This is a genomic window from Streptomyces durbertensis, assembly GCF_014156695.1.
GTDB classification, from domain to species: Bacteria; Actinomycetota; Actinomycetes; order Streptomycetales; family Streptomycetaceae; genus Streptomyces; species Streptomyces durbertensis.
In genome coordinates this window covers 1-11,443 of sequence record NZ_WMLF01000149.1, presented here as the reverse complement: position 1 = coordinate 11,443, position 11,443 = coordinate 1, and the positions used below count along the sequence as shown (strand labels likewise).

Here is an 11,443-nt window from a genome sequence, read left to right as displayed (position 1 = left end):
GACCCTCCCCCGGCCTTCGAGCGGGGAGGGGCCACCACCCCGGAGCTCAGGCGGCGAGGCCCAGGGCCGCCATCCGCTTGGTGTGCGCCTCGGTGATCCGGGAGAACATCCGGCCGACCTCGGCGAGGTCGAAGCCGTCGGCGACGCCGCCGACGAGCATCGTGGACAGCGCGTCCCGGTCCGCGACGACCCGCTGGGCCTGCGACAGCGCCTCACCCATCAGCCGCCGCGCCCACAGGGCGAGCCTGCCACCGACCCGCGGGTCGGCCTCGATGGCGGACCGCACCCGGTCGACGGCGAAGCTGGAGTGACCGGTGTCGTCGAGCACCCCGAGCACCAGGGCGCGGGTGTCGGAGTCCAGCCGGGAGGCCACCTCCCGGTAGAAGTCGGAGGCGATCGAGTCGCCGACGTACGCCTTGATCAGCCCTTCGAGCCAGTCCGAGGGGGCCGTCAGGCGGTGGAACTCGTCGAGCGAGGCCACAAACGGCCGCATGGCCTCGGTCGGGTCGGCGTCGATCGCGGCCAGCCGCCGCGCGAGCTTCTCGTGGTGCTGGAACTCGGCCGAGGCCATCGCGGCCAGCTTCGCCTTGTCGACGAGGGTCGGGGCGAGCTTGGCGTCCTCGGCGAGGCGTTCGAAGGCGGCCAGCTCGCCGTAGGCCAGCGCACCGAGCAGGTCGACCACGGCGTCCCGGTAGTGCGGGTCGGCCGAGGCCTCGGCCCAGCTCTTCGCGGCGATTCCGGTAGGGGCCGGCTCCGGCTGCTCGGGGGTTCCCCCGGCGGGGGTGTCAGGCGTCTCCATGCCCGGCACAATAGCCCGCTTCACCTGCTGCGTCGGCCCCGCGTCAGGCGCCCGGCGGGGGCCGCCGACCGTGATGTGAGCCAATCGTCCCGGTGCGGCTGCGTGGATTGGAGGTACAGTGATATAGGCCCGTCGGAGTCGGCGGGCACGCGCATGAACGCGGATGCCCGGTCGGTAGCACGATCGGCTCCGACCAGACCGCCCTCCGCATGTGAGGGACCGCTCGCGCGGAACGAGCGCTTGAGCGAGAGCTAGTGGTCCTGCGCCGCGTGGTGACCAAGAGCCCCACGCCGGCACGGTACGACCCGCCTCGCCGCCTCGTCCCGCGTCTCACAGAAGAGGCAAGCATCCTGTCCACGACGACTTTCCGTTCCCTCGGAATCCTCGCTGAGACGGCCGAAGCACTCGAGGCCGTCGGTATCACCACTCCCTTCCCCATCCAGGAGATGACGCTTCCCGTCGCCCTCGCCGGCAAGGACGTCATCGGCCAGGCCAAGACCGGCACGGGCAAGACCCTCGGTTTCGGCCTGCCGCTGCTGGAGGCCGTGGTCGTCCCCGCCGACGTCGAGGCCGGCCGGGCGACGCCCGAGCAGCTGACCGACGCCCCGCAGGCGCTTGTGGTCGTCCCCACCCGCGAGCTGTGCCAGCAGGTCACCAACGACCTGCTGACCGCCGGCAAGGCGCGCAACGTGCGCGTCCTGTCGATCATCGGCGGCCGGCCGCAGGAGCAGCAGGTCGAGGCGCTGAACAAGGGCGTCGACATCGTCGTCGGCACCCCGGGCCGGCTGCTCGACCTCGCCGGCCAGCGCAAGCTCGACCTCTCGAAGATCAAGGGCCTGGTGCTCGACGAGGCCGACGAGATGCTCGACCTCGGCTTCCTTCCGGACGTCGAGAAGATCATCGAGCGGCTGCCCGCGAAGCGCCAGACGATGCTGTTCTCCGCGACCATGCCCGGCCAGGTCATCTCGCTGGCCCGCCGCTACATGTCGCAGCCCACGCACATCCGCGCCACCTCGCCCGACGACGAGGGCAAGACGGTGGCGAACATCACCCAGCACGTCTTCCGCGCCCACTCGATGGACAAGCCGGAGATGGTCGCCCGCATCCTCCAGGCGGAGGGCCGGGGCCTGGTGATGGTCTTCACCCGGACCAAGCGCACCGCCGCCGACCTGACCGAGCAGCTCCTCCGGCGCGGCTTCGCCGCCGGCTCCGTCCACGGCGACCTGGGCCAGGGCGCCCGTGAGCAGGCGCTCCGCGCGTTCCGCAACGGCAAGGTCGACGTGCTGGTCTGCACCGACGTCGCCGCCCGCGGCATCGACGTCGAAGGCGTCACGCACGTGCTGAACTACCAGACGCCGGACGATGAGAAAACCTATCTGCACCGGGTCGGCCGCACCGGCCGGGCGGGTGCCACCGGCATCGCCGTCACCCTCGTCGACTGGGACGACATCCCCCGCTGGCAGCTGATCAACAAGGCGCTCGGGCTGGACTTCCACGATCCGGAGGAGACCTACTCCACCTCCCCGCACCTCTACGAGAAGCTGGGCATCCCCGAGGGCACCAAGGGCGTGCTGCCCCGCTCCGAGCGCACCCGCGCCGGTCTCGCCGCCGAGGAGCTGGAGGACCTGGGCGAGAGCGGACGCGGCGGTCGGGGCAACGGCCGCAAGCGCGGCGCCGCCACCGCCAAGGACGAGTCCGAGCGTGCCGAGCGCCCGGCCCGCAACCGCAGCCGCCGGCGTACCCGAAGCGGCCAGCCGGTCGGCCAGGCGGCCACCGTGCCCACCCAGTCCGCCGGCACGACCGCGACCACCGACACCGCCGTCGACACCGGCAAGTCCGGTGCGGCCACCGCCACCGCGACGGCCGACGCCGAGGGCGGCCCGCGCAAGCCGCGTCGCCGCCGGCGGCGCACCCGGGGCGCCGCCGCGCAGTCCGAGGGCTGATTCCGGGTAGCGTCACGGCATGAGCAAGCCGCCGACGCTGGAACTGCCCCCGGGCGCCCGCGCCCACCGCCTCGCCACCGACCGCGGTGAGTTCGCCGTGCACGACGCCGGCGAACCCGCCCGCGGTACCGCCTTGCTCGTCCCGGGCTTCACCGGGAGCAAGGAGGACTTCATCACCCTGCTCGACCCGCTCGCGCGGGCCGGTCTGCGGGTGGTCGCCGTGGACGGCCGCGGCCAGCACGAGAGCGGTGGGCCCGTCGACGACGAGGCCGGCTACGCCCAGTCCGAGCTGGCCGCCGACGTGCTGGCCCTGGCCGCGGCGCTCGGCGGGCCGGTGCACCTGCTCGGCCACTCGATGGGCGGGCACGTCAGCCGGGCGGCGGTGCTGCTCGACGCGTCGCCGTTCCGCTCGCTCACCCTGATGAGCAGCGGTCCGGGCGCGGTCACCGCGGCGCAGCAGCAGCGGCTCAAGATGCTGCTGGGCGCGCTGCCGGTGATGGACATGGCCGCCGTGTGGCAGGCCATGATCGAGCTCGACCCGCCGGAGGCGGCCGACGTGTCGACCACTCCGGAGGTCTCCGCCTTCCTGCGGGAGCGCTGGATGAACACCTCCCCCGCGCAGCTGTCGGCCACCGCGCAGCAGCTGCTCGGCGAGCCGGACCGGGTCGAGGAGCTGGCCGCCGTCGACCTGCCCGTGCACGTGCTGCACGGCGCTCTCGACTACGCGTGGCCGGTGGAGGACATCGCGGCGATGGCCGACCGGCTCGACGCGCGCCACACCGTCGTGCAGGACGCCGCGCACTCCCCCGCCGTCGAGAGCCCCGCCACCACCGCCCGGGCGCTGGCCGACTTCTGGACGGCGCACTGACCGGCGCCGGGCGGCGGTCCGGCGGTGCGGGGGTCAGCCGCCCTGGATGAAGTGGGTGACGCCGTTGGCGATCTGCTGGACGGCGATCGCCGACAGCAGCATGCCCGACAGCCGCGTCACCAGCACCACGCCGCCCTCCTTGATCACCCGGACGATCGCCAGCGAGAAGCGCATCGTCAGCCAGAGCACGACGTGGATCGCGGCGATGGCCGCCCACACCGACACCTGCCCGGCCGCGCCGTCGGCCTTCTGCACCGCGAGGATGACCGCGACGATCGCGCCGGGGCCGGCCAGCAGCGGCATGCCCAGCGGGACAAGCGCGACGTTGACCTCCTTGGTCTGCTTCGGCTCGTCGGTCTTGCCGGTCAGCAGGTCGAGGGCGACGAGCAGGAGCAGCAGACCGCCGGCGACCATCAGCGCCGGCATGGAGACGTGCAGGTAGTCGAGGATCTGCTTGCCGCAGAGGCCGAACAGGGTGATGACGCCGCCGGCGACCAGCGCGGCCTGCCAGGCCATCCGGCGCTGGACCTTCACCGGCCGGCCGGAGGTGAGGGCCAGGAAGATCGGGGTGATGCCCGGCGGGTCCATGATCACGAAGAGGGTCAGGAAGAGGGAGCCGAAGACGGCGGCGTCGAACACGGTGGTGCCTTGCGTGTGTGGGTGGTGCCGGCGGGGGGACTCCCCCGCCTCTGGGTGGTGCGCGGCCGGGAGGCCGGCGCTGTCGGCTGAAGGGCCGGAGGTCAGCGGGTCACGGGGGAGGCGCCTGAGCCGCGTGCCGCGATCTCCGCGTAGACGTCCGGCGCGGTGGTGAAGTCGCCGAGCCGGCAGGTCTTGCGGTCGCCGTGGTAGTCGCTGGAGCCGGTGGCGAGCAGACCGAGGTCGTGGGCGAGGCCGTGCAGCCGGGCGCGGGTGGTCGCGTCGTGGTCCATGTGGTCGGCCTCGATGCCGTCCAGTCCGGCGGCGGCGAGGTCGGCGATCACGCTCTCGGGCACGACCTGGCCGCGTTTGACCGCCCTCGGGTGGGCGAAGACCGCGACGCCGCCGGCGTTCTTGATCAGCCGGACGGCGGTGAACGGGTCCAGCTCGTGCTTGTCCACGTACGCCCGGCCGTCGTCGGCGATCCACTCGGCGGTGAACGCCTCGGAGACGTCGTCGATCACGCCGGCCTCCACCATCGCCGTGGCGATGTGCGGGCGGCCGAGGGAACCGTCGGCGGCGATGTCCAGCACCCGCTCCCAGGTGATCGGCACGCCGAGCTCCCGCAGCCGGCCGACCATCGCGTGGGCGCGCGGCACCCGGTCGTCCCTGACCAGCTCCCGCTCGCGGGCGAGTTCCGGCTCCTTCGGGTCGAAGAGGTAGCCGAGCATGTGCAGGCCGACGCCGTCGAGCCGGCAGGAGAACTCGGTGCCGGTGACCAGCGTCAGACCGGTCGGCAGCGCGGCGATCGCCTCGTCGTGCCCGGCGACGGTGTCGTGGTCGGTGAGCGCGACGACGTCGAGACCCGCGGCGGCCGCCTTGGCCACCAGCTCCGCGGGGGTGTCCGTGCCGTCGGAGGCCGTGGAGTGGGTGTGCAGGTCGATGCGCACGGCGGGCTCCGGGCTCGGTGACGGGGACGCGAGCAGTCTAACCGCCGGCCACGGGGTCGTCAGGGCCCGCCCGGCGGGTCGGAGGCGCCGTGGTCCAGCAGGCGGGGGGAGAGCGCGCCGCAGGGCAGCAGTTCCACCTCGGCGCCGGCCTCGCGCAGGTCGGTCAGTATCAACTCGTCGTAGAGCAGCAGACCGGACTCCATGGGCCACACGACCGCCCACAGCCACAGCCCGCGCGCCTCGCCGGCGAACACCGCACGGTCCTCGGGCACGCCGTCCAGCTGCCACAGCGGCGTGGGGCGGCCGGCCGCGTACACCTTCGTCTGCGGCGGCTTGCCCAGCGACAGGTGCGGTCCCGGGTCGGGGCCGGGGATGCCGGCGAACCGGGCGCCGAGCCCGACGCCCAGCTCCTCGGCGATCAGCACCATCTCGCCCGGGCCGCTGAGCGGACCGGGCCCCGAGCAGGCCACCGCCGTGGCGCGGCCGCCGCTGCGGTCGTCCCCGGCCGACGCGATCCCGCTGAACAGCCAGTTGACCGGGAGCGGCCACGGCATCCACACCGGCACCCGCGCGCGGTTCACCACCACGCCCAGCGCCTCGACGCTGGGCGGCACGACAGGCTGGAGCGGGTAGACCGGGCCGTGCACGTCGCACTGCCAGGAGTCGGAGAAGAGGCCGGGCGCCCTGACCCGGCTACCGCACTTCGGGCAACTGGGTTCGCCCCTCATGTCGACTTACGGTCCTACCAGACGGCGACTTCGTCAAGGACGATCACCCGGTCAGGGGTACCGTCCCGCGTCCCGGGTCGCGTAGGTCGGTGCCGTGGTCGAGCCAGCGCTGTTCCAGGGCCTGCGCGCCGTGCACCCGCTTCCACGCCGCCTCGTTGGGCGTCATCGGCAGCAACGGCAGGAAGCGCACCGGGTCCTTGGGCTCGGGCAGCTCCAGGTCGGGCACCACGCCGCCCGGCTCGGCCACCAGGACGGAGGTGAACGGCGCCCCGGGCCACAGCGGTTCCCCGACGTCGAGCGACGCGCCGGGCGCCACCACGACGCCCTCCACCTGCGGTGAGGCCGCCAGCACGGCCAGCGGCCGCAGCACCCTGTCCACCTCCGGGACGGGGCCACCTGACCGGGCGAGCGGACGGACGGCCAGCAGCAGCTCGGCGCGCGGCCCGCGTTCGGGGTCGGCGACCGGCGCGGTGGGGTCGGTCATCGGTGCGCCGGACATGCCGAGCGTCCCGTAGCGCACGACCGGCCCCTGCGGGGTGTCGGCGGTGAAGCGCAGCACCTCGATCCGGTCGGCGCCGAGGAAGGTCACCGCCGCCCGGGCGTCCGGCTCGCCGAGCTCGGCGGTCAGGTGGGCCTCCACCAGTTCGAGTACGCGGCTCATGCGGCGAGTCTACGCACCGGTAGCCGTCCGCCCCGCGGGCTGGGCCGGGCCGTCGCGGGCCTGCGCGGTAGGGTCGGCGCATGACCGAGACCGCCGCGCAGCAGCTGCTCTCCCAGGCCCTGATCGAGGAGTCGGCCAAGAAGTCCGCGCTGGTGTGGGTGCGGGGCGCCAGCGGCCCGGCGCGCGCCCTGTGGCATGCCTGGCACGACGGCGCGGTCTGCCTGGTCACCGGCCCCGGCGAGCAGCCCGTCGACGGCCTCGAACTGGTCGACGGCGGCACCGCGACGGTCACCGCGCGCAGCAAGGACAAGGGCGGCCGGCTGGTCGTCTGGCCGGCCAGGGTGGTCGAGCTGGCACCGGGCGGCGAGGCGTGGACGGCGGCGGCCGAGGAGCTGAAGGGCAAGCGGCTCAACGCCCCGGACACCGCGACGCTCACCGAGCGGTGGGCCGCCGAGTGCCGGGTGCTGCGGCTGGAACCGGCGGGCGCGCCCGCGCAGGAGCCCGGCGCCATGCCGCAGGAGCCGACGGACGCGGCGCCGCTGCCGACGCCGGCGACCACCCGGCGGGCCCAGCCCGAGGCCCTGCCCCGGCTGCTCCGCGCCGCCGCCCGCCGCCGCGGCGGTCGCTGAGCCCGGCGCGTCAGCCCCGGTGGCGTCGCCCCGGTGTCAGCCCTGGCCCGGTGCGGTCTGGGCGCCGTGGTCGACGATCTGCTCCTTCTTGGGGACCCGTAGCGCGAACGCCCTGTTCCACTCGGCCATCTCCACCACGCCCGCGTCGCCGCCGCGTTCGAGCCGCAGCGGGTACGGCGTGCCGACGAGGGAGACGTCCAGCTTCCCGCCGCCGCCTCCGCCGGCCAGCACCTGGATGGTGCGCACGCCGCCCACCTCGCGGCGCTCGCCCGTCTCCCGCGGGCCGTCGAGCGACAGCAGGCCGTCCAGCAGCACCTTCATGTCGGTGAAGCCGCTGAGCTGCTGGTAGGAGGGGTCGTCCGGCGGCACCCGGACGTACTTGCCCTCCAGCTTGCGTGCCGCCTCCTTGTCGGAGGCGGTCGGTTCGCCGTCCTTGTCCTGGTGGACCCAGAAGTCGGCGTCCGCCTTCAGGAACAGCTCCTCCGCCACGCGCAGCAGTTCGAAGCGGGGCCCGCCCTTGGTGGAGACCTCGCCGACGCCGCCGTCCGTCTTGAGCCGCATGTCGAGGCGGTAGGTGCGGTCCTGGCCGGCGACACTGCCGGAGAGCCGGACCGCCTGCGCGGACTCGGCGGCCTTGCGGGCCCGTTGCTCGATGGCCTTCGCGGAGAGCTTGCCGACACCGTTGGTGCCCTCGTCCGGGTCCACCTCGGGGGCGCCGCAGCCCGTGACCGTGCCCGCCAGCACCAGCAGGCCGAGCAGCGCCGCGCGGAACGCCGTGCCGGCCCGCCGCGGAGGTGCTGTCCGGTGCGGGGTCCGTCGACGGGCGCTGGCTGTCACTTCGGCTCGTCCTCCGTAGGGTCGCGTCGGAACCGGACCGCCGCGTTCACTGACCGCGAGCGGGCCGGAGCAACCGCACCCTACCGTTTTGCGTCCCGGGCGCCTCCTCGCAGTCCCGGCCGGAGCCGTACCATCGACGTATGGCTACCGACACGTACGGATCCGCGCCCACCGAGGACGCGGTTCTCACCGCTCTCGGGACGGTGAACGACCCGGAGATCAATCGTCCGATCACCGAGCTCGGCATGGTCAAATCGGTTGATATCGCGGAGGACGGCTCCGTCGCTGTCGTGGTTTACCTCACGGTCTCCGGTTGCCCGATGCGGGAGACGATCACCTCGCGGGTGACCGACGCGGTGCGCGGTGTGGCCGGGGTCACGGGCGTCAGCGTCGAGTTGGACGTCATGAGCGACGAGCAGCGCCGCGAGCTGGCCAACACGCTGCGCGGCGGCAAGACCGAGCGCGAGGTGCCGTTCGCCCAGCCGAACTCGCTGACCCGGGTGTACTGCGTGGCCTCCGGCAAGGGCGGCGTCGGCAAGTCGTCGGTGACGGTCAACCTCGCCGCGGCGATGGCCGCCGACGGGCTGAAGGTCGGCGTCGTGGACGCCGACATCTACGGCCACTCCGTGCCCCGGATGCTGGGCGCCGAGGGCCGCCCCACCCAGGTCGAGGACATGATCATGCCGCCGTCGGCCAACGGCGTGAAGGTCATCTCCATCGGGATGTTCACCCCGGGCAACGCCCCCGTCGTGTGGCGCGGGCCGATGCTGCACCGCGCGCTGCAGCAGTTCCTCGCGGACGTGTACTGGGGCGACCTGGACGTGCTGCTGCTCGACCTGCCGCCGGGCACCGGTGACATCGCGATCTCCGTCGCCCAGCTGATCCCCAACGCCGAGATCCTGGTCGTCACCACCCCGCAGCAGGCGGCGGCCGAGGTCGCCGAACGCGCCGGCTCCATCGCCGTGCAGACGCACCAGAAGATCGTCGGCGTGGTCGAGAACATGTCGGGCCTGCCCTGCCCGCACTGCGACGAGATGGTCGACGTCTTCGGCACCGGCGGCGGCGAGCGGGTCGCCGAGGGGCTGTCCCGGACGACCGGCACCCAGGTTCCGGTGCTCGGCAGCATCCCGATCGACGTGCGGCTGCGGGAGGGCGGCGACGAGGGCCGCCCGGTCGTGCTGACCGACCCCGAGTCGCCGGCCGGCGCCGCGATCCGCTCGATCGCCGGCAAGCTGGGCGGCCGTCAGCGCGGCCTCCAGGGCATGTCGCTGGGCCTGACCCCGCGCAACAAGTTCTGAGCCGCGCCGCGGCCTCCCCGCCGCGGCGCGCGCGTCGGTGGCCGTCACCCGCGCCCCTCGCCGGGCGCGGGTGGTGACGTCCGTACGCCGGTCAGTCCGTGTAGGCGGCCAGGTCGGGCACCTGGCCGAAGCCGAGGCCGTAGGCGCTCATCCCGCGCCCGTAGGCGCCCAGGTGCACGTAGCTCTCGGCCGACCCGGCCAGCACCCAGCCGTACTCGGACTCCCGGTAGTGGAAGTCCACCGGCACTCCGTCGACCGGCAGGGACAGGGTGCTCCAGCCGTCGCCGCCGAGGTTGTCGGCGAGGTCCCAGGCGATGTCCGTCTGCTGCTCCAGCCAGTCCTGCCGCAGGGAACGCTCCATCTGCACCGGCCAGGTGCAGGACAGCAGCCCCGAGCCGGCCAGCCAGGCCGCCGACGAACCGCTGGTGGCCTCCAGCACGCCGGTACCGTCGGCGCTGCGACGCAGCGGGCGGGCGGCGACCGTCACCACCACCGCGAAGCGCCGGCTCATCTGCTCGGACTCGCTGCGCAGGGACGGCTGGTCGCCGTGACCCAGCGCGCCGTGCTCCACCGTGCCGTCCGAACCGGCGCCGACCTGCATCAGCCAGCGGCGACCGCCGAAGGCCTCGTCCAGGCCGTACCAGGGGAAGCCGGCCGTGCCGGCCAGTTCGGCCAGCTCGCCGCTCTCCCCGTGCTCACCAGGCCGGGGAGCGGACCGGTCAGTGACGCCCGCGGGCGCCGTGGCCCGACTTGTCGTCTCCATGTGCGCAGAAGCCTCCTTGCGTCCCCGTTGTCACGGCCGAAGCAACCGGGTGAGGACAGCCCTGCTCCTGGGCGCCATGTCCGCGCTCATCGTGGGCGTCGGCAGCCTCTTCGGACGCACCGGCCTGCTGCTGTCGCTCGCCGCGGCCGTCGCCTTCAACGGCTACGCCTACTGGAACAGCGACAAGCTCGCACTGCGCGCCATGCGGGCCCGGCCGGTCAGCGAATTCGAGGCACCCGAGCTGTACCGCATCGTCCGCGAACTCTCCACCGCCGCCCGCCGCCCCATGCCCCGCCTCTACATCTCCCCGACCGACGCGCCCAACGCGTTCGCCACCGGACGCGACCCGCGCAACGCCGCCGTCTGCTGCACCCAGGGCATCCTCCGCCTGCTCGACGCCCGCGAACTGCGCGGCGTCCTCGCCCACGAGCTGAGCCACGTCCACAACCGCGACATCCTCGTCTCCTCCGTCGCCGGCGCGCTCGCCACCACCCTGATGCTGCTGGTCAACTTCGCCTGGCTCATCCCCCTCGGACGCTCCGAGGACGAGGAGGGCCCCGGCCTGGTCGGCATGCTGCTCGTCCTCCTCCTCGGACCGCTCGCCGCCTCCCTCATCCAGCTCGCCGTGAGCCGGTCCAGGGAGTACGAGGCCGACGCCGCGGCCGCCCGCCTCACCGGCGACCCGCTCGCCCTCGCCTCCGCCCTGCGCAAGATCGACGCCGGCACCAGCCGGCTCCCGCTGCCCCCCGAGCCCCGGCTCAAGACCGCCAGCCACATGATGATCGCCAACCCCTTCGGCAGCTCGGGCGGCGCCTCACGCCTCTTCTCCACCCACCCGCCCGTCGCCGAACGCGTCGCGCGACTGGAACGCATGGCAGGCTGGCAGCCGTGAAGACGATCCTGAACATCATCTGGCTGGTCCTCAGCGGCTTCTGGCTGTTCCTCGCCTACCTGCTCGCCGGCGTGCTCCTGTGCGTCACGATCATCGGCATCCCGTTCGGCATAGCGGCCTTCCGCATCGGCACCTACGCGCTCTGGCCCTTCGGCTACGACGCCGTCGAACGCCGCGACGCGGGCGCCCCCTCCTGCCTCGGCAACGTGCTCTGGCTGCTGCTGGCCGGCTGGTGGCTGGCGCTCGGCCACATCCTGACCGGCGTCGCGCTGTGCCTGACGATCATCGGCATCCCGCTGGGCATCGCCAACTTCAAGATGATCCCCGTCTCGCTGATGCCCCTCGGCCGCGAAATCGTCCGCACCAGCTGACCAGGGGCCGCGCACGGGCGCCGCGCCCGCCTCACAGCCGGACGGCGCCCAGTTCGTAATCCACAAGC

The 11,443-nt window shown here is 73.5% G+C and carries 12 protein-coding genes and 1 pseudogene; 6 read left to right on the top strand and 7 right to left on the bottom strand.

Annotated features, from left to right (window positions below; translation table 11 throughout):
• Positions 1 to 46: 46 nt before the first annotated feature.
• On the bottom strand, positions 47 to 799 hold the full coding sequence (locus GL263_RS12545; protein WP_182855745.1) for a ferritin-like fold-containing protein: 753 nt from the start codon (positions 797 to 799) through the stop codon (positions 47 to 49).
• Between the two features lie 446 nt (positions 800 to 1,245).
• On the opposite strand from GL263_RS12545, the pseudogene GL263_RS12540 reads away from it, so the two are divergent.
• Positions 1,246 to 2,554, top strand: a pseudogene (locus tag GL263_RS12540) (DEAD/DEAH box helicase); the annotation flags it as partial.
• A 207-nt stretch (positions 2,555 to 2,761) separates the two neighbouring features.
• The gene (locus GL263_RS12535) at positions 2,762 to 3,610 is read left to right on the top strand and encodes an alpha/beta fold hydrolase (protein WP_182855744.1); all 849 of its coding nucleotides are present in this window, start codon (positions 2,762 to 2,764) and stop codon (positions 3,608 to 3,610) included.
• 33 nt (positions 3,611 to 3,643) lie between these two features.
• Here GL263_RS12535 and GL263_RS12530 read toward each other — a convergent pair whose 3' ends face one another.
• From GL263_RS12530 to GL263_RS12515, 4 genes are all read right to left on the bottom strand, one after another.
• Positions 3,644 to 4,249 (bottom strand): MarC family protein, encoded by a 606-nt coding sequence (locus GL263_RS12530; protein ID WP_143647821.1) that lies wholly within the window; start codon positions 4,247 to 4,249, stop codon positions 3,644 to 3,646.
• Positions 4,250 to 4,350: 101 nt separating this feature from the next.
• On the bottom strand, positions 4,351 to 5,196 hold the full coding sequence (locus GL263_RS12525; protein WP_182855743.1) for a PHP domain-containing protein: 846 nt from the start codon (positions 5,194 to 5,196) through the stop codon (positions 4,351 to 4,353).
• A 59-nt stretch (positions 5,197 to 5,255) separates the two neighbouring features.
• Positions 5,256 to 5,924 (bottom strand): DUF6758 family protein, encoded by a 669-nt coding sequence (locus GL263_RS12520; protein WP_182855742.1) that lies wholly within the window; start codon positions 5,922 to 5,924, stop codon positions 5,256 to 5,258.
• A 43-nt stretch (positions 5,925 to 5,967) separates the two neighbouring features.
• Positions 5,968 to 6,585 (bottom strand): suppressor of fused domain protein, encoded by a 618-nt coding sequence (locus GL263_RS12515; RefSeq protein ID WP_182855741.1) that lies wholly within the window; start codon positions 6,583 to 6,585, stop codon positions 5,968 to 5,970.
• An 80-nt stretch (positions 6,586 to 6,665) separates the two neighbouring features.
• Here GL263_RS12515 and GL263_RS12510 point away from each other — a divergent pair, with 80 nt between their 5' ends.
• Positions 6,666 to 7,214: a hypothetical protein gene (locus tag GL263_RS12510; protein ID WP_182855740.1), complete on the top strand. Its 549-nt coding sequence runs from the start codon at positions 6,666 to 6,668 to the stop codon at positions 7,212 to 7,214.
• A 36-nt stretch (positions 7,215 to 7,250) separates the two neighbouring features.
• On the opposite strand, the gene GL263_RS12505 is transcribed toward GL263_RS12510, so the two are convergent.
• Positions 7,251 to 8,051 carry a hypothetical protein gene (locus GL263_RS12505; protein WP_438947952.1) on the bottom strand — a complete coding sequence of 267 codons (801 nt, stop codon included), beginning with the start codon at positions 8,049 to 8,051 and terminating at the stop codon, positions 7,251 to 7,253.
• A gap of 140 nt (positions 8,052 to 8,191) precedes the next feature.
• On the opposite strand from GL263_RS12505, the gene GL263_RS12500 reads away from it, so the two are divergent.
• Entirely contained in the window at positions 8,192 to 9,349 is a 1,158-nt protein-coding gene (locus tag GL263_RS12500; protein ID WP_182855739.1) for an Mrp/NBP35 family ATP-binding protein, read from the top strand.
• Between the two features lie 91 nt (positions 9,350 to 9,440).
• Here the strand turns inward: GL263_RS12500 and GL263_RS12495 are convergent, their stop codons facing one another.
• Positions 9,441 to 10,112, bottom strand: a complete 672-nt coding sequence (locus GL263_RS12495; protein WP_182855738.1) for a hypothetical protein — start codon at positions 10,110 to 10,112, stop codon at positions 9,441 to 9,443.
• Between GL263_RS12495 and htpX the strand changes: the two genes are divergently transcribed.
• Together htpX and GL263_RS12485 are read left to right on the top strand one after the other, a co-directional pair.
• Positions 10,111 to 11,004: a zinc metalloprotease HtpX gene (gene htpX, locus GL263_RS12490; RefSeq protein WP_182855737.1), complete on the top strand. Its 894-nt coding sequence runs from the start codon at positions 10,111 to 10,113 to the stop codon at positions 11,002 to 11,004. The two genes, GL263_RS12495 and htpX, sit on opposite strands and share 2 nt — an antisense overlap.
• Entirely contained in the window at positions 11,001 to 11,375 is a 375-nt protein-coding gene (locus GL263_RS12485; RefSeq protein WP_182855736.1) for a YccF domain-containing protein, read from the top strand. Before htpX ends, GL263_RS12485 begins: the two co-directional genes overlap by 4 nt.
• Positions 11,376 to 11,443 lie beyond the last annotated feature (68 nt).